20 protein-coding genes are annotated in these 21376 nt (G+C 53.3%); 9 read left to right on the forward strand and 11 right to left on the reverse strand.

Annotated elements, in window-relative coordinates; all coding sequences use genetic code 11:
* The first annotated feature begins 1 nt into the window (after position 1).
* The 8 genes from sapF (at position 2) to osmB (ending at position 9004) form a co-directional block, all read left to right on the forward strand.
* Complete coding sequence (gene sapF, locus ACQ0PY_RS12675; protein ID WP_043000548.1) at positions 2 to 808, forward strand: peptide ABC transporter ATP-binding protein SapF; 807 nt, start codon at positions 2 to 4, stop codon at positions 806 to 808.
* A gap of 123 nt (positions 809 to 931) precedes the next feature.
* On the forward strand, positions 932 to 1720 hold the full coding sequence (fabI, locus tag ACQ0PY_RS12680) for an enoyl-ACP reductase FabI (RefSeq protein ID WP_043000547.1): 789 nt from the start codon (positions 932 to 934) through the stop codon (positions 1718 to 1720).
* 199 nt (positions 1721 to 1919) lie between these two features.
* Entirely contained in the window at positions 1920 to 3059 is a 1140-nt protein-coding gene (locus tag ACQ0PY_RS12685) for a CMD domain-containing protein (RefSeq protein ID WP_043000546.1), read from the forward strand.
* Positions 3060 to 3148: 89 nt separating this feature from the next.
* Positions 3149 to 5083, forward strand: coding sequence for an exoribonuclease II (locus ACQ0PY_RS12690; RefSeq protein WP_054176241.1), 1935 nt, complete (start codon positions 3149 to 3151; stop codon positions 5081 to 5083).
* A gap of 247 nt (positions 5084 to 5330) precedes the next feature.
* Positions 5331 to 7322, forward strand: a complete 1992-nt coding sequence (gene pdeR / locus ACQ0PY_RS12695) for a cyclic di-GMP phosphodiesterase (RefSeq protein ID WP_044257827.1) — start codon at positions 5331 to 5333, stop codon at positions 7320 to 7322.
* Between the two features lie 182 nt (positions 7323 to 7504).
* Positions 7505 to 7687: a YciZ family protein gene (locus tag ACQ0PY_RS12700; protein WP_044257733.1), complete on the forward strand. Its 183-nt coding sequence runs from the start codon at positions 7505 to 7507 to the stop codon at positions 7685 to 7687.
* Positions 7688 to 7777: 90 nt separating this feature from the next.
* Entirely contained in the window at positions 7778 to 8527 is a 750-nt protein-coding gene (gene yciT / locus ACQ0PY_RS12705; RefSeq protein ID WP_043000543.1) for a DNA-binding transcriptional regulator YciT, read from the forward strand.
* Positions 8528 to 8785: 258 nt separating this feature from the next.
* On the forward strand, positions 8786 to 9004 hold the full coding sequence (osmB, locus tag ACQ0PY_RS12710) for an osmotically-inducible lipoprotein OsmB (RefSeq protein WP_042318738.1): 219 nt from the start codon (positions 8786 to 8788) through the stop codon (positions 9002 to 9004).
* Between the two features lie 122 nt (positions 9005 to 9126).
* Here osmB and yciH read toward each other — a convergent pair whose 3' ends face one another.
* The 5 genes from yciH to pgpB form a co-directional block, all read right to left on the reverse strand.
* Positions 9127 to 9453 carry a stress response translation initiation inhibitor YciH gene (gene yciH / locus ACQ0PY_RS12715; RefSeq protein WP_043000542.1) on the reverse strand — a complete coding sequence of 109 codons (327 nt, stop codon included), beginning with the start codon at positions 9451 to 9453 and terminating at the stop codon, positions 9127 to 9129.
* Positions 9453 to 10190, reverse strand: coding sequence for an orotidine-5'-phosphate decarboxylase (gene pyrF / locus ACQ0PY_RS12720; protein WP_043000541.1), 738 nt, complete (start codon positions 10188 to 10190; stop codon positions 9453 to 9455). Before pyrF ends, yciH begins: the two co-directional genes overlap by 1 nt.
* Positions 10191 to 10366: 176 nt before the next feature.
* Positions 10367 to 11536 (reverse strand): lipopolysaccharide assembly protein LapB, encoded by a 1170-nt coding sequence (lapB, locus tag ACQ0PY_RS12725; protein WP_043000540.1) that lies wholly within the window; start codon positions 11534 to 11536, stop codon positions 10367 to 10369.
* A gap of 6 nt (positions 11537 to 11542) precedes the next feature.
* Complete coding sequence (locus ACQ0PY_RS12730) at positions 11543 to 11851, reverse strand: LapA family protein (protein ID WP_042318731.1); 309 nt, start codon at positions 11849 to 11851, stop codon at positions 11543 to 11545.
* A 150-nt stretch (positions 11852 to 12001) separates the two neighbouring features.
* Positions 12002 to 12766, reverse strand: coding sequence for a phosphatidylglycerophosphatase B (pgpB, locus tag ACQ0PY_RS12735; protein ID WP_044257730.1), 765 nt, complete (start codon positions 12764 to 12766; stop codon positions 12002 to 12004).
* A 196-nt stretch (positions 12767 to 12962) separates the two neighbouring features.
* On the opposite strand from pgpB, the gene ribA reads away from it, so the two are divergent.
* The gene (gene ribA, locus ACQ0PY_RS12740) at positions 12963 to 13553 is read left to right on the forward strand and encodes a GTP cyclohydrolase II (protein WP_044257729.1); all 591 of its coding nucleotides are present in this window, start codon (positions 12963 to 12965) and stop codon (positions 13551 to 13553) included.
* 50 nt (positions 13554 to 13603) lie between these two features.
* On the opposite strand, the gene acnA is transcribed toward ribA, so the two are convergent.
* The 6 genes from acnA to topA all read right to left on the reverse strand — a co-directional run bounded on the left by acnA (position 13604) and on the right by topA (position 21265).
* On the reverse strand, positions 13604 to 16279 hold the full coding sequence (gene acnA / locus ACQ0PY_RS12745; RefSeq protein ID WP_109740281.1) for an aconitate hydratase AcnA: 2676 nt from the start codon (positions 16277 to 16279) through the stop codon (positions 13604 to 13606).
* 333 nt (positions 16280 to 16612) lie between these two features.
* Complete coding sequence (gene ymiC, locus ACQ0PY_RS12750; RefSeq protein WP_224267580.1) at positions 16613 to 16708, reverse strand: small membrane protein YmiC; 96 nt, start codon at positions 16706 to 16708, stop codon at positions 16613 to 16615.
* A 129-nt stretch (positions 16709 to 16837) separates the two neighbouring features.
* Positions 16838 to 17011: a hypothetical protein gene (locus tag ACQ0PY_RS12755; RefSeq protein ID WP_224267581.1), complete on the reverse strand. Its 174-nt coding sequence runs from the start codon at positions 17009 to 17011 to the stop codon at positions 16838 to 16840.
* Positions 17012 to 17013: 2 nt separating this feature from the next.
* Entirely contained in the window at positions 17014 to 17154 is a 141-nt protein-coding gene (locus ACQ0PY_RS12760) for a YmiA family putative membrane protein (RefSeq protein WP_212807457.1), read from the reverse strand.
* A gap of 321 nt (positions 17155 to 17475) precedes the next feature.
* A complete protein-coding gene (gene cysB / locus ACQ0PY_RS12765; protein ID WP_043000536.1) occupies positions 17476 to 18450 on the reverse strand; it encodes an HTH-type transcriptional regulator CysB in 975 nt (324 codons plus the stop codon).
* 217 nt (positions 18451 to 18667) lie between these two features.
* Positions 18668 to 21265, reverse strand: a complete 2598-nt coding sequence (topA, locus tag ACQ0PY_RS12770) for a type I DNA topoisomerase (RefSeq protein ID WP_109740282.1) — start codon at positions 21263 to 21265, stop codon at positions 18668 to 18670.
* Positions 21266 to 21376 lie beyond the last annotated feature (111 nt).

Here is a 21376-nt window from a genome sequence, read left to right on the forward strand (position 1 = left end):
GATGGTTGAGACCTTACTTGAAGTTCGCAATCTGAGTAAAACCTTCCGCTACCGGACAGGCTGGTTTCGCCGTCAGACCGTAGAAGCCGTGAAACCGCTGAGCTTTACCCTCCGTGAGCGACAGACACTGGCCATCATCGGCGAGAACGGTTCCGGCAAATCCACGCTGGCCAAAATGCTGGCAGGAATGGTCGAGCCAACCAGCGGCGAGTTACTGATTGACGATCATCCGCTCGAATTTGGTGATTATTCGTTTCGCAGTCAGCGCATTCGCATGATTTTCCAGGACCCATCGACCTCGTTGAACCCGCGTCAGCGTATTTCGCAAATCCTCGATTTTCCGTTGCGCCTGAATACCGACCTTGAGCCGGAACAGCGACGCAAGCAGATTATTGAGACCATGCGGATGGTAGGACTGCTGCCCGATCATGTCAGCTATTATCCGCATATGCTGGCGCCAGGACAAAAACAGCGTCTGGGACTCGCCCGCGCGATGATCCTGCGCCCGAAAGTCATTATTGCCGATGAAGCGCTGGCGTCGCTCGATATGTCGATGCGCTCGCAGTTAATCAACCTGATGCTGGAATTGCAGGAGAAACAGGGTATCTCTTATATCTACGTCACCCAGCATCTTGGCATGATGAAACACATTAGCGATCAGGTTCTGGTGATGCATCAGGGGGAAGTCGTCGAACGCGGCAGTACCGCCGATGTACTGGCCTCTCCGCTGCATGAACTGACAAAACGATTAATCGCCGGTCATTTTGGCGAAGCACTGACGGCCGATGCCTGGCGAAAAGACCGTTAACCGCTCTCCTGTTGTGGTCGGACTCGATCGCCCGATGTCACATGTTAGAATGACCGCGCTTTAACGGCATCTGGCCCACTAACCGAGGCCGGTCGCCACAACATTCACATAAGGATTTAAGCTATGGGTTTTCTTTCCGGTAAGCGTATTCTGGTGACAGGTCTTGCCAGCAAACTGTCCATCGCCTGGGGTATCGCTCAGGCGATGCACCGCGAAGGTGCGGAACTGGCATTCACCTACCAGAACGACAAACTGAAAGGCCGTGTGGAAGAATTTGCTGCTCAACTGGGTTCAGACATCGTTCTGCAATGCGATGTTGCAGAAGATGAAAGCATCGACACCCTGTTCGCAGAGCTGGCCAAAGCCTGGCCGAAATTTGACGGTTTCGTTCACTCGATCGGTTTTGCCCCTGGCGATCAGCTGGACGGCGACTACGTGAACGCGGTCACCCGCGAAGGCTTTAAAATCGCTCACGACATCAGCTCCTACAGCTTTGTGGCAATGGCGAAAGCCTGCCGTTCTATGCTGAATCCGGGTTCTGCCCTGCTGACGCTCTCCTACCTGGGCGCTGAGCGCGCGATCCCGAACTACAACGTAATGGGGCTGGCAAAAGCGTCTCTGGAAGCGAACGTTCGGTATATGGCGAACGCGATGGGCCCGGAAGGTGTACGTGTTAACGCCATCTCTGCCGGTCCGATCCGGACTCTGGCCGCCTCCGGCATCAAAGATTTCCGTAAAATGCTGGCGCATTGCGAAGCGGTAACCCCGATTCGTCGTACCGTGACTATCGAAGATGTGGGCAACTCTGCAGCCTTCCTGTGCTCCGATCTGTCCGGCGGTATCTCTGGCGAAGTGGTTCACGTTGACGGCGGATTCAGCATCGCTGCAATGAACGAACTGGAACTGAAATAATCGTGCCGGTTTCCCCGTGGGCGGCGCCCTGCCGCCCATGCTCTTAACTCTTCCCAGCAATATAGCTTTTTGATCTTTGTTATCACGCAACAATCTTTCATCCCTTCCCCCGCTTACGCCAGGATAAAGCAGCGAGAACGATCCGGCGTGATTCGACGACGACGTGTCCGGGTCGCCACATACAGACCAAGGAACGCCCATGGAACAACGCCGATTCAACGGCAAAAGCCACTGGTATCATGAAACCCAGTCCAGCACCGGTCCGCAGGACGTGTTGCCGCTGGTGCCCGAAGCCGCACACGTTGAAGACCGCTTTCTGTTGGATTTGGTGATCCCTGAAGATGCGCTTTTACCCTTTCAGTCCTGGCTGCAACCGGCCCGACAGCTTGCTCATGAACTGTTCCCTGACACCGTTTTATTGAACCGCCTACATACCTTCAGCGCCTATGAACGCATGAGTACCGCGTTGACGGTCGCCCAGGTGTATGGTGTTCAGCGGCTTTGCAACCACTATGCCGCCCGTTTGACGCCGCTTCCCGGCCCGGATTCGTCACGTGAAAGTAATCACCGGCTGGCGCAGATTACTCAGTACGCGCGCCAGCTCGCCAGTTCACCCTCAGTGATTGATAACCGCGCGCGCCAGCATTTATGCGATGTTGGCCTTTCTGCGTGGGATATCGCATTGATGAACCAAATCATCGGCTATGTCGGTTTTCAGGCGCGTGTCGTCGCTACGTTTCAGGCATGGCTGGGGCAACCGGTACGCTGGGTGCCAGGTCTGGACACACAATCATTCGCCGACGTATCCCTGTTTCAGCAACCCGATGCCACCTGGCATTCGGCGCACGAGCAGGTCGAACTGCGCTTCGCAACGGCGGAACAGTTGGAGTGTCTGTCGTGTTATCAGCCAATCGCCGCCCTTCAGCCCATCGCTCCTAATCTGGTTCATCAACCGACGCTGCTTACGCTGCTCGGTACCCTGCTTAAAAGCACATTGTCCATTGAGTCCCCCGCGCACAATTTCACCACACTACTGACATCGCGAATTAACGGCAGTGCAAGCTGCTTTAACCAACTGGCGACGTCAGTGGAAATCGCCGACTTACTGCGCCAGAGCGAACACGAAATAGAACGCCGGGAACAACAGCAGCCGGTTGAGCGTCCGCTGTTCCAGGCGATACAATTGTTGACGCGTGCCCCCGATCGTTTCAGTGCCGCGCAGTTCAACCCGTTCAACGAGTCCTGTACCTCCGTTGAACAGGCAATCAACCTGCTGGCCTGGTCGGGGTTATGCGGATGGCTGAATCGTCTGAAAATCGCGCTGGGCGAGACACATTAACCCTTTCATTGCCATAAAGAGCGCTTGCCGCATCAGGTACTTTCGCGTAAAACTGTCAGCCGCTCTTATGGCCACGAAAATAGACAAATATGTTTCAGGACAACCCGCTGCTAGCGCAGCTTAAACAGCAACTGCATTCCCAGACGCCACGTGCTGAAGGGGTGGTAAAAGCCACGGAAAAAGGCTTTGGCTTCCTGGAAGTCGATGCGCAAAAAAGTTATTTCATTCCACCGCCGCAGATGAAAAAAGTGATGCATGGCGACCGTATCATCGCCGTCATCCACACTGAAAAAGATCGCGAATCTGCGGAGCCGGAAGAGCTGGTTGAGCCGTTCCTGACCCGCTTTGTCGGTAAAGTACAGGGTAAGAACGATCGCCTGTCCATCGTGCCGGATCACCCGCTGTTGAAAGACGCCATTCCCTGCCGCGCCGCTCGCGGTGTGGAGCATGAATTTAAAGAGGGTGACTGGGCCGTTGCTGAAATGCGCCGTCATCCGCTCAAAGGCGATCGCACCTTCTTCGCCGAATTAACCCAGTTCATCACGTTTGCCGACGACCACTTCGTCCCCTGGTGGGTCACCCTGGCGCGGCATAATCTTGAAAAAGAAGCGCCGGATGGCGTAGCGACGGAAATGCTGGATGAAGGGCTGGAACGTCAGGATCTGACAGCGCTGAATTTCGTTACTATCGATAGCGCCAGCACGGAAGATATGGACGATGCGCTGTATGCCGAAGAACTGGCTGACGGCAAATTGCAACTGACCGTGGCGATTGCCGACCCTACCGCCTGGATCGCCGAAGGCAGCAAACTGGATAACGCCGCGAAAATCCGGGCGTTCACTAACTATCTGCCGGGCTTCAACATTCCAATGTTGCCACGCGAACTGTCTGACGACCTCTGCTCACTGCGCGCCAATGAAGTGCGCCCGGTGCTCGCCTGTCGCATGACCATTGCCGCTGATGGCACCATTGAAGATGACATCACGTTCTTCGCTGCCACCATTGAGTCAAAAGCAAAACTGGCTTATGACAACGTCTCTGACTGGCTGGAAAACCGCGGTCGCTGGCAGCCTGAAAGTGAAGACATCGCCCAGCAGATTCGTCTGCTGCAGCGTATTTGCCTGAGCCGTGGTGAGTGGCGTCATCAGCATGCGCTGGTGTTTAAAGATCGCCCAGACTACCGCTTCATTCTCGGCGAAAAAGGTGAAGTGCTCGATATCGTCGCAGAACCGCGTCGCATCGCGAACCGGATTGTCGAGGAATCCATGATTGCGGCCAACATCTGTGCCGCACGCGTGCTGCGCGACAAACTCGGCTTTGGCATTTACAACGTTCACCTGGGCTTTGACCCGGCCAATGCCGATGCGCTGGCCGCGCTGCTGCAATCTCACGGAATGCATGTGAACGCCGAAGAAGTATTAACTCTGGAAGGCTTCTGCAAGCTGCGTCGTGAACTGGATGCGCAACCGTCGGGTTTCCTCGACAGCCGTATTCGTCGCTTCCAGTCTTTTGCGGAAATCAGCATTGAGCCGGGTCCGCACTATGGGCTGGGTCTGGAGGCTTACGCCACCTGGACGTCACCGATTCGTAAGTATGGCGATATGATCAACCATCGCCTGCTGAAAGCCGTCATCAAAGGTGAAACCATTAACCGTCCGCAGGAAGAGATCACCGTACAGATGGCTGAGCGTCGTCGCCTGAACCGCATGGCGGAACGCGATGTTGGCGACTGGTTATATGCCCGCTTCCTGAGTGATAAAGCGGGCACGGATACCCGCTTCTCGGCGGAAATCATTGATGTCAGCCGTGGCGGGATGCGTGTACGTCTGGTGGATAACGGCGCGGTAGCTTTTATCCCTGCGCCATTCCTGCATGCGGTGCGCGATGAACTGGTTTGCAGCCAGGAGAGCGGCACCATCCAGATCAAAGGTGAAACCGTCTATAAAGTGACGGATGTGATTGATGTCACCATCGCCGAAGTGCGGATGGAAACCCGCAGCATCATCGCCCGTCCTGCCGCCTGACGACCTGCCCAGTAACGGCCTTTCTTTTCAGGAAAGGCCGTTTTCTTTCCCCCAAATCGCCATTCTCTCACTACACTCTGACTGTCAGCCGGATATATTTTCTACAGCGCCTATGCTTTTTCCCGGTTCTGAATTACAAATAAATACATAAACAAAACAAGATGTTCAGCTACCGTAATTTTTAATTAACGCTGGCTAATCCCTTCCATTCAGGGTTGTTTGTGCTTTAAGCGGGAGGGTGTTCATGATGAAAGACAGTCTGGAGTCCACAACGTTGTATAGCTTTTTGGGTACTCACGCGCCATACTGGCGTTTGTCAGAAGATTCCAACACCCTGCATTTGTCCGTCACCGAAGCGACCGACCGAGTGGAGAGCGTTGAGCTTGCGCCCGAGCAAGCCGAACGGATCCGTGAAATGACCGTCATCACCTCCGGTCTCATGATGACACTCCCCTTTGAAGACAACGATGTCCCGGTGCACCTGGTGGGCCGCAAAATTAACAAACATGAATGGGCTGGCAGTGCGTCGGCCTGGCACGACACCCCTTCTGTTGCGCGTGACCTGGTCAAGGGGCTCTCGTTTGCTGAACAAGTAGTGACAGAAGCCAACTCGGCGATTGTGATCCTCGACAGTCGGGGTAACATTCAGCGCTTCAATCGCCTGTGTGAAGAGTACACCGGGTTGAAAGAGCAGGAAGTGATTGGACAGAGCGTCTTTAAACTCTTCATGAGCCGCCGGGAAGCCGCCGCTTCGCGTCGCAACATCAGCGGCTTCTTTCGCAACGGCAACTCGTATGAAGTGGAACGCTGGGTAAAGACCCGCAAGGGACAGCGTCTGTTCCTGTTCCGCAATAAATTTGTCCACAGCGGCAGCGGTAAAAACGAAATCTACTTGATCTGTTCCGGTACGGACATCACGGAAGAACGACGTACGCAGGAACGGTTGCGCGTGCTGGCGAATACCGACACGATTACCGGGTTGCCAAACCGCAACGCTATCCATGAACTGATCAACGAGGCCATCGAACAGGCTGGCGACAGTCAGGTGGGTATTGTTTATCTCGACCTGGATAACTTCAAGAAGGTGAACGATGCCTATGGTCATATGTTTGGCGATCAGCTTTTGCAGGCGGTATCGTTAGCCCTCCTGAGCTGTCTGGAAGAGAATCAACTGCTGGCACGTCTCGGCGGTGACGAGTTTATTGTGCTGGCCAGCCAGACGTCTCAGAGCTCGCTTGAGGCGGTCGCCTCGCGGATCCTCACCCGATTGCGCCAGCCCTTTCGTATCGGCCTCATAGAAGTCTATACCGGCTGTTCTGTCGGTATCGCGATGGCGCCTCAGCACGGCGAGGACAGCAGCAACCTGATCCGCAATGCGGATACCGCAATGTACACCGCCAAAGAAGGCGGACGTGGCCAGTTCTGCGTTTTCTCGCCAGAAATGAACGAGCGGGTATTCGAATACCTGTGGCTGGACACCAACCTGCGCAAAGCGCTGGAAAACGATCAGTTACTGATTCACTATCAGCCGAAAGTGACCTGGCGAGGTGAAGTCCGCGGCCTTGAGGCGCTGGTGCGTTGGCAGTCCCCTGAACGTGGGCTTATCCCTCCGCTGGAGTTCATCTCATACGCTGAAGAGTCCGGGCTGATTGTGCCGCTCGGCCGCTGGGTGATCCTCGATGTTATACGCCAGGTCGCGAAATGGCGGGATAAAGGCATTAACCTGCGCGTGGCGGTTAACATCTCTGCCCGGCAACTGGCTGATCAAACGATTTTCACCGATCTGAAGCGCGTATTGCGCGAGCTCAATTTCGAATATTGCCCTATTGATGTCGAACTGACGGAGCGTTGCCTGATTGAGAACGAAGAACTTGCGCTATCCGTCATTCAGCAGTTTAGCCAGCTTGGCGCTCAGGTGCACCTGGATGACTTTGGTACCGGTTATTCCTCGCTTTCGCAACTGACGCGTTTCCCAATTGATGCCATTAAGCTGGATCAGATTTTTGTCCGCGACATTCACAAAAAGTCGGTGTCACAATCGATGGTGCGCGCGATCGTCGCCGTGGCACAGGCTTTGAATCTCCAGGTGATTGCCGAAGGTGTGGAGAGCGCCAAAGAGGATGCTTTTCTGACGAAAAACGGCGTCAATGAGCGACAAGGTTTTTTATTTGCCAAACCGATGCCTGCCGTTGCGTTTGAGCGCTGGTACAAACGTTACCTCAACAAGAAAAAGCGCTAAGCCAGCAATATGATCATCCGGGCGAAACGGGAAGTTTCGCTTTTCGCCCTATTCATATCTGTCTGTAATCGCGGAATATATAATATTCCCCAAAGGTTCAGGTCTGGCTGAATTTTCCCTTCTCTTTTGCCGCCATTTTTTGCATCATTAAATCCTTTCATACTTTGACCAAGGATCCCCCCATGTCTGATATCGATGCTAAACGGGTTGCCGAGCGTATTGATACCGTGCTTGATATCCTGGTGGCCGGTGATGTCCACTCCGCCATCCATAATCTCGAAATTCTGAAGGCGGAATTGTTGAGTAAGGTGCAGGATGACGCCATATCAGCGGCGAACAAGCCCCGGGCACCGTGGGAGATCTAAATTTTTCGCGCGCGGCTTGTGTCGCCTGGATGCCACACCGCCGCATGTGTTTAATCTCGCGGTATCATTACCGCTATAAAAACTAACGCTATGAACTCCCGACAACAAAAAATTTTGCAAATGGTCATTGATAAAGGCCAGATGAGCGTCTCTGAACTGGCCAAAATCACTGGCGTTTCTGAAGTTACCATTCGACAGGATCTAAATACCCTCGAGAAGCAGAGCTTTCTGCGCCGCGCGCACGGTTTCGCCGTTTCGCTGGATAGCGAAGATGTGGAAACCAGGATGATGACCAACTACACCCTGAAGCGTCAGCTTGCCGAGTTTGCGGCGTCGCTGGTCAGCCCTGGCGAGTCGGTATTCATTGAAAATGGCAGTAGCAATGCCCTGCTGGCAAGAACGCTGGCGGAACAAAAGGACGTCACCATCATCACGGTCAGCAGTTACATTGCGCACCTGCTAAAAGAGACGCCCTGCGAAGTGATCCTGCTTGGCGGTATTTATCAGAAAAAAAGCGAAAGCATGGTGGGACCGCTGACTCGCCAGTTTATTCAGCAGGTCCATTTCAGTAAGGCGTTTATCGGCATTGATGGCTGGCAGACCGAAACGGGATTCACGGGGCGCGACATGATGCGTGCTGATGTGGTCAATGCCGTGCTGGAGAAAGGATCGGAAGCCATTGTCCTGACCGACAGTTCAAAATTCGGTGCGGTCCATCCCTACACCCTTGGCCCTATCGAGCGGTTTAGCCGTGTGATCACCGATGCCAGAATTAGCGCCAGTGACCGGGCGCTGATGGAACAGCGTGGTCTGACCGTTAATATCGTCGACGCCGAGTAAAATATCCGCAAATGATTTGCTCATCGCAGATCATTTGCGCTCTGAGACTATTCTGACTCCCGAATTAAGACTATTTACCTGTTGTTCACAGGCGAAAGTCGTAAAATTACTATTAGCGATATAACAGGAAGTGACTATCACCTGCGTGATATTACCCTGCGCACTAAGGTTTCACGGATGCCCTCTTTAATGACCGATATTTTAACTATAGTTAAAGAGAGCTTACTTCCGTGAATCGTTAATTCAGGAGAAAGTATTATGTTTGTAACGAGCAAAAAAATGACCGCCGCCGTGCTGGCGATTGCCCTGGCAATGTCCCTGAGCGCCTGTTCTAACTGGTCTAAACGTGATCGTAACACCGCTATTGGTGCGGGTGCGGGTGCATTAGGTGGCGCTGTCTTAACGGATGGTAGCACACTGGGTACGCTGGGTGGTGCCGCTGTCGGTGGTATTATCGGCCACCAGGTAGGTAAATAATCGTAAATAATCTACGGTTGTCCGGCTCGATATAATAATACGATTATTTTTTCTGGTCTGCACTACACAGTTTATTTAGCAGTAACAATAAAAGCCACGATATTTATATCGTGGCTTTTTCGTTAACCGCCTGCCAGTTTCACTTTCAGGCCGCGAGCTTCCAGTAGCGACTTAATTAAATCGCGCTTATCACCCTGGATTTCAATTACGCCATCTTTGACTGCTCCACCGCAGCCACATTTTTTCTTCAGTTCCGCAGCCAGTTTGCTGAGTTCGCCGTCATCCAGATCAATACCAGTAATCAGGCACACGCCTTTCCCCTTGCGCCCGCTGGTCTGGCGCTGGATACGGACAATCCCGTCGCCCTTCGGACGTTCGGGCGCGGCTTTAGGTTCATCAATCCGCCCACTCTCCGTCGAATAAACCAGACGGCTGTTGGAATCGCTCATTACGCCTCCCGCTTCAATGACGCATTGATGGCCTTCAGCGTCTGCGCCGGATCGTCAGACTGCGTCACCGGACGACCAATAACCATATAATCAACACCCGCCGCCAGTGCCTGTTCAGGGGTCATTATCCGCCGCTGATCGCCAGCGGCGCTCCCCTGCGGTCGGATACCCGGGGTAACCAGTTTGAAATCGCGGCCAAATGCCTGCTTAAAGCGCACCGCTTCCTGAGCTGAACAGACCACGCCATCCAGACCACATTTTTGCGTCAATGCCGCCAGGCGCTCGGCGTGCTCAGCCGGTGACAGTGTCACGCCGATATCCGCCAGATCGCTGGCTTCCATACTGGTCAACACGGTGACCGCAATTAACAGCGGCGCATCTTTACCAAACGGCACCAGCGCTTCACGGGCGGCGGTCATCATTCTCGCCCCACCCGACGCATGGACGTTGACCATCCAGACGCCAAGATCCGCTGCGGCAGCCACCGCATGTGCGGCGGTGTTCGGGATATCATGGAATTTCAGATCCAGAAAGATATCAAAGCCACGCTGCTGGAGATCGCGTACCAGTTGAGGTCCGAACAGCGTGAACATCTCTTTGCCAACTTTCAGACGACAGTCGCGCGGGTCGATTCGATCGACAAACGCCAGGGCGCTATCACGGTTATTATAATCGAGAGCAACGACGACGGGAGAATCGGTAGCAGCGCGGGGAGAAGATGAAGCAGTTAACGTCATAACCAGGCCTTCTTGCTAAGGGGGCAAATGGGTAAACGGCGTGCATTCTACCTGTCAGGCGCAAAAATTAACAGACGCGATTACACCACTGCCAGGCGATGTGGCGCCGATGCCAACGTGAGGAAGTGGACTAAACTATGAGTATGTTGTAACTAAAGCGGAATTTTTTTTAAAAATTACAATCCATCAAGTCCACGAATTGGCTTAATCGTTGACCAGGCGCGGCAGGATGGACAGTGCCAGTACAGGGTATACGCGGTAAAACCGCATTTAGAGCAGCGGTAGCGCGGCTTGCTACGCACCTGCTCACCCACCATATCACGCAGCACCATCAGGCTCTCTTTTGCACGACCCTCTTCGGCTTCGTTAAGGTGATAATCCATCAGCTTATGGAATACGCGCATCGTCGGATGACGCTGGAGCTGACGGGTAATATACACCTGCGCGGTCTCCGTCCCTTCGCGCGCTTCGAGAATATCGGCCAGCATCAGTTCTGCGGCCGCGCCGGTATTTTCTTCTACCGCACGGCGCAGGAATTCCGCCCATTCATCATTTTTACCTAGCTGTTGATAGCAGGTCTGGAGCATTTCCAGCGTTTCGCTGACCAGTTCTTTATCCTGGGAAATCACCCGCTGGAGACATTCAACGGCCTTCGCGTAATCGCCCTTCGCCATCCAGACGCGGCCCATCATGATAGAAACCCTGGCGCTATTTTTATCCGCCGCTGCCCCTTTTTTCAGCAGCGCCATGGCGCGATCCATATCGTCGCTGCCCATCTGTTGCAACGCCAGTTCGCAGTAAAAATGGGCGATTTCGATACGCTGTTTATCTTTACCCAGTTTGACCAGTCGCTCGGCAACCTCAATGGCCTTCTGCCAGTCACTGGTCGCCTGATAGATCTGCAACAGTTGCTGCAACGCACCTACGCGAAATTCCGTTTCATCAGTAAGCTGATTAAACATATCCTCCGCCCGGTCATACAGCCCGGCGGCCATGTAATCACGGCCTAACTGCTGAACCGCCAGCAGCCGCTGTTCATAGGTCAGCGAGGCGCTTTCCATGAGAGTCTGGTGAATACGGATGGCGCGGTCGACTTCGCCGCGAGAGCGGAACAGGTTTCCGAGGGTGAGATGAGCCTCAACGGTGCCGGTATCCTCTTTCAACATATCGAGGAACAGATCCACCGCTTTATCTTGTTGGTTGCTCAGGAGGAAGTTAACCCCCGCGACGTAATCGCGGGACAGGCGGTTAGCTTCATCCTGTTTTGTTTGTTGCGCACTTCTGCGACCCATATACCAGCCATAGGCGGCAGCAACAGGTAAAAGCAGAAACAACAACTCCAGCATAAACGATTATTCCTTCGCGACCGACGTACCAGACGTCACCACAACGTCTGTCGCAGGCGAGAGTTGGTTTTCCAGTCGTTTAATTTTACGTTCAGCACGCACCAGAGAAACACGAACCCGCAGCCAGAAAAGACCGCAGATCAACCAACCAATGGCGAAACCCGCAGCGAACAAAACGGCCAACAAGGTTGAGATACGATACTCGCCCTGAGCCAACAGGTAATTAAAGGTCACCTGTTGATCGTTCTGCGCACCCAATGTTACCGAGATAACAAATATCGCCAACACCAGTAAGAAAATGAGTAAATATTTCACATTACTTCCCGTTATGTGGTTTAAGCGAATAAATCGTGTTCAACTTACCGCATTTAGCCTTTTAAATTACCATTTTCACGGCGTGTGCGAAATGGGAAAGCAGTCAGCTATTGGATGATTTAAGGGTAAACCAGTCAAAATCAACCCTGGTCAGCGGTTTTGCTCACGTTCAGCAATCTCCTGCCTTTCTTCTGGCGGCGGCGTCAAAGGCCCGCAGAACCGCTGTGCAAGCCAGGTCGCCAGCGTCACCAGCGCCCATGAAATCAGCGTCGCGACCACCAGATCACGCGGCCAGTGCATGCCGAGCAGCAAACGACTGCCCATTACGCCCGTCGCCCACACCAGTAAAATGGCAATCGTCACCGTCCGGCGTCGCGGCCACAATAAGCCGACAGCGAGCAGCGCCCAGCTTGCCGCAAACATCGTGTGACCTGACGGAAACGCAAACCCGGTCTCTTTTTGCCAGTGTTGGCGTAAAAAGTGTGGAATAGCCTGCTGGGTGGTAAGTTGCTCCTTCACCAGGTCGCTGCGATCCTTACGTTTTAAAGTGTAGAACTCATCAACCGGAATATGATGCGTTTTTTCCAGCCATATCACGAAAGGACGCGGTTCCTGTACCCGCTCTTTCACCCACGACTTGACGCCCTGACCTAGCAGGATCGCCCCCGCCAGAATAGTAAAAAGCATTACCGCCGCTTTAAGACGAAAGCGCAAACACCAGAAGAACCAGCCACAGAGAATAACATGTGTGATGATACCCCACGGCTGAGTGACCGTTTCGGTTATCCAGTACATCGCTTTTAGCCATCCGGTATCCTGCCCCGGTTGCCAGCTCCAGCCGGACACCCACACGGTAACGGGCATAATCAACAACAATCCCGCGCCAGCCGCAGTACGCTTTGCAATCGACAGCATGAACACCTCTTTAACGGATAAGTGTCACAATCATAACCGAAAAATCCCCTGTTCGGGGAAATTGACAGATTTGTGCCATTCGCAGGATGATTGCGCGGCGGCGATTAGGTGAAGTCCGTCGCCTTATGGCAAAATAAGAAGATAAGCCAACAGGCAACGGCACAACATCGCGTGCCGGCATTATCTGGAGAAACACATGCAGCTTAAACGAGTGGCAGAAGCCAAACTGCCAACCCCATGGGGCGATTTCCTGATGGTGGGATTTGAAGAACTGGCAACCGGACACGATCACGTCGCGTTAGTATATGGTGATATTTCAGGTCAGACGCCGGTTCTGGCCCGTGTCCATTCAGAATGTCTGACGGGCGATGCCTTGTTCAGCCTGCGCTGCGACTGTGGTTTTCAACTGGAAGCCGCCCTGACGCATATTGCGGAAGAAGGACGCGGTATTCTGCTTTATCATCGTCAGGAAGGACGTAACATCGGCCTGCTCAATAAGATTCGCGCCTACGCGTTGCAGGACCAGGGCTACGACACCGTAGAGGCCAATCACCAGTTAGGGTTTGCCGCGGATGAGCGCGATTTCACCCTCTGCGCGGATATGTTCAAGCTGCTGGGCGTTGACGAAGTACGTCTGCTCACCAATAACCCGAAGAAAGTTGAGATTCTCACTGAAGCAGGGATCAATATCGTGGAGCGGGTCCCGCTGATTGTGGGCCGTAATCCCAATAATGAACATTATCTGGATACCAAAGCGGCCAAGATGGGTCACTTGTTGAGTAAGTAAGCCATGCGTTAAAAAAAGCCTGCATCGTGTCATGCAGGCTTTTTTACGACTTACTTCAGCATGTTACGAATCACGTAATGTAAAATGCCATCGTTCTGGTAGTAAGTTAACTCGGTCGCGGTATCGATGCGGCAACGGCACTGCACCACCTCTTTGTTCCCGTCGGTCCGGGTTAACGTCACCGGCACCGTCGCGCCAGGTTTCAGTTGTTGCAGATCGGCAATATCGATAGTCTCTTCCCCGGTTAGCCCCAGCGTTTTGCGCGTAACACCCTGTGGGAACTCCAGAGGCAGGATCCCCATCCCAATCAGGTTGGAGCGGTGGATACGTTCGAACGACTCTGCAATGACGACGCGAATTCCCAGCAATCGCGGCCCTTTCGCCGCCCAGTCACGACTGGAACCCGACCCATACTCTTTACCAGCAATCACCGCCAGCGGGATGTTCTCCTGCTGATACTGCATAGCCGCATCATAGATAGACAACACCTCGGTGCCAGGCAGATGTCGCGTCATTCCGCCTTCCACACCCGGCACCATTTCGTTGCGAATACGGATGTTAGCGAAGGTCCCGCGCATCATCACTTCGTGGTTACCGCGTCGCGAACCGTAGGAGTTGAAGTCTTTGCGCTCCACGCCGTGGTTTTGCAGATACCGCCCTGCAGGACTATCAGCTTTAATACTCCCGGCCGGAGAAATGTGGTCAGTGGTCACCGAATCCCCCAACATCGCCAGAATGCGCGCGCCGTGAATATCGGTCACCGGTGCTGGCTGCGCCAGCATCTCGTCAAAGAACGGCGACAGGCGAATGTAGGTCGAGTCATTTTGCCAGCCGTAAGTGTCTGAGCGGTCAACATTGATTGCTTTCCACTCAGGCGTCCCTTCGAACACTTCCGCATATTCTTTGCGGAACATTTCTGAAGAGACCAGATCGACGGCGCGGGCAATTTCCTGCGCCGACGGCCAGATATCTTTCAGATAGACCGGATCGCCTTTGCGATCGTGGCCAAGCGGATCTTTCTCCAGGTTGATGTTCATATTGCCCGCGAGCGCGTAGGCAACGACAAGCGGCGGTGACGCCAGCCAGTTGGTTTTCACCAGCGGGTGAATACGACCTTCAAAGTTACGGTTGCCTGACAGCACCGCGCCTACGGTCAGATCGCCCTTCTTAATCGCGGTTTCGATAGGCTCCGGCAGCGGTCCAGAGTTACCAATACAGGTCGTACAGCCATATCCCACCAGGTTAAAGCCCAGTTCATCGAGATACGGTGTCAGTTTCGCCTTTGCCAGATAATCTGACACCACTTTCGACCCTGGCGCCAGCGACGCTTTCACCCACGGCTGACGCTTCAGTCCCAGCGTAACGGCTTTTTTCGCCAGCAAACCCGCCGCCATTAGCACGCTGGGGTTAGAGGTGTTGGTACAGGAGGTAATGGCCGAGATGACCACCGCACCGTCAGGAAGCTGATATGACTGTCCGTTTAGCACATACTCTACTGGCCGACGGTCTTTCTGCGCAGTGTTCAGTTCCAGTTCGCTGCTGGCAGCAAAGGCTTTCGGCACATCGCCGAGTGCAACGCGATCCTGCGGACGTTTCGGTCCGGCGAGGCTTGCCTCGACATCATTCATATCCAGTGCCAGGGTACTGGTGAAGATCGGTTCATCACCGGTGTTGCGCCACATCCCCTGCGCCTTCGCGTATTTCTCCACCAGTTCGATTTGGTCTTCACTGCGTCCGCTCAACCGCATATAGTCCAGCGTCACGCCGTCGATCGGAAAGAAACCACAGGTCGCACCATATTCCGGCGACATATTGGCAATGGTGGCCCGGTCAGCCAGCGGTAAGGAATCCAGCCCGTCGCCATAAAATTCGACAAATTTACCGACTACACCGTGCTTACGCAGCATCTGGGTGACGGTTAACACGAGATCCGTTGCAGTGATCCCCTCACGCAGGTTTCCGGTCAGTTTGAAACCCACCACATCCGGGATCAACATTGAGACAGGTTGCCCCAACATTGCCGCTTCAGCCTCGATACCACCCACGCCCCAGCCCAGAACACCCAGACCGTTAATCATGGTGGTGTGTGAATCTGTGCCGACCAGCGTGTCCGGATAAGCCACCCATTCACCGTCCTGCAATTCGCTCCACACCGCTTTGCCAAGATATTCCAGGTTAACCTGGTGGCAAATACCGGTTCCCGGCGGCACGACGCTGAAGCGACTGAAGGCCTGTTGGCCCCATTTCAGAAACACATAGCGCTCATGGTTACGTTCCATTTCAAGGCGCACGTTCTCTTCGAATGCATCGTCATCGCCAAAATGGTCAACGGTGACGGAGTGGTCGATCACCAGATCCACTGGCGAGAGAGGATTCACTTTCGCCGTATCGCCGCCCAGGCGTTTTACCGCTTCGCGCATTGCGGCGAGGTCCACCACCGCCGGGACGCCGGTAAAGTCCTGCATCAGTACGCGTGCTGGACGGTAGGCAATTTCGCGATCGGCATGGGCATTTTTTAGCCACCCTGCCAGCGCCTGGATATCGTCCTGGGTAACCGAATCGCCGTCCTGCCAGCGCAGCAGGTTTTCCAGTAAGACTTTCAGTGATTTGGGCAGACGGGTGAGATCGCCCAAAGATTTCGCAGCCAGCGGCAGACTGTAATAGTGGTAGGTTTTGTCTTTGGCCTGCAGTGTGTCCTTACTGGCTTCTCGTAGGGTTGACGACATAGCTCCTCCTTAATGACAGGGTTGCGATGCCCTGATTCTCCTCAGGGTGAATATTAAAGATAACACAAACAGAATGTAACGTTTTGATAACAACCCAAATTGATAAAAGAGGAAAAACCGAACGGCGAAGATACAAGTGAGGACGAGCGCGTGTATGAGGGGGAAGAAAACCTCGCCGTAGCGAGGTTTCAGATTGCTGGCAACCTGTAGATTTGTGTTTATGCCGGGTGGCGGCTAAGGCTTACCTGTTCTACAGACTTTTCGATATCAATGTGTTGCTCAGGCCACATATGAGCCTGCTAAGCGTAGCGCCATCAGGCGGAAGGGTTGAGATTAATTCATCACGATCCAGAGCAGTTCAGCCCAAAAGAGCAGCGAGACGGAAAATGCGCCCATCCAGGACCAGTATTTCATATTTGCAGACATCATCGGCTATACCCGTTTTGTTTAATACATTGTGTTGAGACTTTCTCAACGCTTTATTGCTGCGGTGTATAGGTAAAAGCGCACCGTGATAATTTATCGGTACAAAAGAAACGGTAATAAGAATGGTGACGATTATTGTTTCTGTTGATCGTCTTCGTCGAATAACTCAATAAACTTTTGCTGTTGCTGAGTCAGCTTCCAGGATTTGGGAACAGTTTTCACGCACGCGCCTTTTTTCGTTTCTCGTACAGTGTCACCAGAGTGACATGTAGGTAACGACGTCTGTTGTGGGTCGTGAACCTCCATTTTTACCCCCAGGCATTCCAGATCAACAGTGCGATCACGACCCAAAACAGCGCTGAGCCCAGGAAAACCGCAAGCCAGGCTTTGCGTTTCATCTCAGGGTCCCGACGTGGCTCCTGGTTTTCAGACGGCATTGCTAACCTCATACAATCGGCATCACTTATCATTTAAGCACCAACAATCGGTACAATTAATCATCAGATGAGACAAATCCTAATGAAACTTTAGTCAAAAATCCAGTGAATTTACGAATCGTTTCCAGTGAATAAATCAATCTTTTGATCGAAAATAAATATTTGAAAAGGGAAATTTGCGAGGCGGGGAATAAGACACTACTTTACGGTCGATTATCCATAATCATCATGTGGACATTATTATTACGCCAGTCTTAATAAAACCAATGGCGATTTAATTAAAACTTTCGGTATCTCCTGCGAACAAAAGATACCGACCGTTTTCTGTGACGATTACTTTTCAGGTAATTTGATATCTTTAAACATCTCTTCTATTTCTTCGTTCGAGCGCAACGCCACGGCGGTATCCACCACGTCACGCGTCAAATGCGGGGCGAAACGTTGAATGAAATCATACATGTAACTGCGCAGGAACGTGCTGCGACGAAAACCGATCTTTGTCGTGCTGTGGCTGAAGACGTCGTGGGCGTCCACGCGAACCAGATCCGGGTCGGACAGCGGATCGACGGCCATGCTGGCAATCACCCCCACTCCTAAGCCTAAACGCACGTAAGTTTTGATCACATCGGCGTCAGTCGCCGTAAAGACGATACGTGGCGTCAAACCTGCGCGGTTAAACGCGGTATCCAGTTCAGAGCGCCCCGTAAAGCCAAAGGTGTACGTCACCAGTGGATACTGTGCCAGTTCTTCAATGGTCACCGACCCTTTATTGGCCAGCGGATGCTCAGGCGTGACCACAATCGAACGATTCCAGTGATAGCACGGCAGCATCACCAGATCGTCATACAGATGCAGCGCTTCCGTGGCAATGGCAAAGTCGGCATTTCCTTTTGAAACCGCTTCGGCAATCTGTGTGGGTGACCCCTGGTGCATATGCAGCGACACACGCGGATAGCGCTCAATAAAACCTTTAATCACATTCGGTAGCGCATAACGCGCCTGGGTATGCGTCGTCGCAATATAGAGAGAGCCTTTATCCGGCCAGGTATGCTCACCGGCAACGGACTTTATCGCATCCACTTTGGAGAGCACTTCGCGCGCAATGCGGATAATCTCCTGACCAGCCGGCGTCACCTGAGTCAGATGCTTACCGCTACGGGCAAAGATCTGGATGCCAAGTTCGTCTTCCAGCATGCGAACCTGCTTACTGATACCCGGTTGCGAGGTATAAAGGCCTTCCGCGGTGGAGGAGACGTTAAGGTTGTGATTCACCACCTCAACAATGTAGCGAAGCTGCTGTAATTTCATGTTAAACCATCCAGATTAGCGCCATCAGGTCATCGTTTCAGAGCAGGCAGTGATGCGCTGCTAATACGATTTAATAATAAAAAAGCCGTTAACTATAACCACTATATCATTAATAAACAGGCTGTATAGCGGTGAGTAAAAAATAATAAGTCCGCTATAAAAACAAAAAAAAGGGCCGCTTACGCGACCCTCTTCAGCACAACTGCACCGTGGGCGGTTACTTCTTGCCTTCGACCCATTTGCCATCAACAAAGAAGGCAGACCAGCCGGTCGCTTTCCCGTCTTTTTCAGCGGCAACATACTGCTGTTTGGTCTTACGGCTAAAACGCACCAGCGTTTTATTGCCTTCCGGATCCTGTTGCGGCGCATCGGCCAGATAACGCAGTTTTTCTGGCAGACGATCGCGGAAGCGGTATAACTCTTCCACCAACGGCGCGCGCGTCTCACGGGATTTCGGGAAAGTATTGGCAGCCAGGAAGACCCCGGCAGCGCCATCACGCAGCACGAAATACGCATCCGATTTTTCACACGGCAACTCGGGCAGCGGAACCGGATCTTCTTTCGGCGGTGCAACTTCACCGTTACGCAGGATCTTACGGGTGTTTTTACACTCGTCGTTAGTGCATGCCATGTACTTACCGAAACGCCCCATCTTCAGGTGCATCTCAGAGCCACATTTTTCGCACTCGACGATCGGACCGTCATATCCTTTGATACGGAATTCGCCTTCTTCGATCTCGTAGCCGTCGCAGGTCGGGTTATTACCACAAACATGCAGCTTGCGCTTCGGATCGATCAGGTAGCTGTCCATCGCCGTACCGCACTTCTGACAACGACGTTTGGCGCGCAGGGCGTTGGTTTCCGCGTCATCACCTTCCAGCACGTTCAGGACTTCGTTTTCCGGCACCAGGTTAATGGTGGTTTTGCAGCGCTCTTTCGGCGACAACGCATAACCCGAGCAGCCAAGGAACACGCCAGTACTGGCGGTGCGAATTCCCATTTTGCGTCCGCAGGTGGGGCAGTCGATGCTGGTCAACACCATCTGGTTCGGACGCATCCCGCCCTCTTTCGGATCTTTCTCCGCTTTGTCGAGTTGCTGAGTAAAATCACTGAAGAAGTTGTCGAGCACGCCTTTCCATTCGATTTCGTGATTCGCGACCTGGTCGAGGCTGTTTTCCATCTGCGCGGTGAAATCGTAGTTCATCAGCTCGCGGAAATTCTCTTCCAGACGATCGGTGACAATCTCACCCATTTTTTCCGCATAGAAGCGACGGTTTTCCACCCGCACGTAGCCACGATCCTGAATGGTCGAAATGATCGACGCATAGGTCGACGGACGGCCAATTCCGCGTTTTTCCAGCTCTTTCACCAGCGAGGCTTCGCTGAAGCGCGCCGGTGGCTTGGTGAAGTGTTGAGCCGGGATCAGTTCAACCAGAGACAGCGCATCACCTTTATTCACCGCCGGCAGCGTCCGGTCTTCATCACCTTTACGCAACGCGGGCATCACTTTCGTCCAGCCGTCGAAGCGCAGAATACGACCGCGCGCCTTCAGACGAAAATCACCCGCACCCACGGTTAGGGTGGTGGAATCGTACTGCGCCGGGGTCATCTGACAGGCGACAAACTGACGCCAGATCAGCTGATACAGTTTTTGCGCGTCGGCTTCCATATCCTTCAGCGTTTCCGCCAGTACGGAGACGTCGGAAGGACGAATCGCTTCGTGGGCTTCCTGCGAATTTTCTTTGCTGGCGTACTGATTCGGACTTTCCGGCAGATATTTCTTGCCGAAATTGTCGCCGATGTAACCGCGCACCATATTCACGGCATCCTGACTCAGGTTGGTCGAGTCGGTACGCATATAGGTGATGTAGCCCGCTTCGTACAAACGCTGCGCCATCATCATGGTCTTTTTCACGCCAAAACCGAGACGCGTGCTGGCCGCCTGTTGCAGCGTGGAGGTGATAAACGGCGCGCCCGGCTTGCTGCTGGTCGGCTTGTCTTCACGTTCCAGAACGCTGTAGCGCGCTTTCTCCAGCAGGCTTACCGCCGCAAGCGTCTGCTCACGGTTTTCCGGACGAAACGGCTTGTCGTTCTGATGGGTCACCTGCAAAGGCAGCGCATCGCCGGAAGGCGTGGTGGTATTGGCATCAATTTCCCAGAACTCTTCCGGTACAAACGCTTTAATCTCGCGCTCACGCTCAACGACCAGACGCACCGCCACGGACTGAACGCGACCGGCTGACAGACCGCGAGCAATTTTTTTCCATAACAGCGGCGAGACCATATAGCCCACCACGCGATCCATAAAGCGACGTGCCTGCTGAGCGTTAACCCGGTCAATGTTCAGTTCGCCCGGCTTTTCAAACGCCTGACGAATCGCATTCTTGGTAATTTCGTTAAACACCACGCGACTGTAACGCGTGTCATCACCCCCGATCACTTCCCGCAGGTGCCATGCAATGGCTTCCCCTTCGCGGTCAAGGTCGGTTGCGAGATAGATGTGGTCGGCCTTTTCAGCCAGTTGTTTCAGTTCAGAGACGACCTTCTCTTTACCGGGCAGCACTTCATAGTGCGCATCCCAGTTGTGCCACGGGTCAACGCCCATACGGTTGACGAGCGCGCCACGTTCATCCTTTTTGGGCTTTTTAGCCGTTTTGGTGGAGGTAGAGTCGGCGCTCTTTTTAGCTGCTGAGCCACTGGTCGGCAAGTCACGGATATGACCGACGCTGGACTTAACCACGTAGTCATTACCCAGATACTTGTTGATCGTTTTGGCTTTTGCCGGGGACTCAACGATGACAAGAGCTTTACCCATATTCACCTTTACCTAAATTGATTCTTCCAGGAATGCGTCGCACGTTGATACACCATCCACTGGCGACGAGCCACGGATATGGTCCCTGCGTCTGCGGATATCAACCCCTTG

The sequence above is a fragment of the Citrobacter sp. LST-B2 genome, from assembly GCF_057983045.1.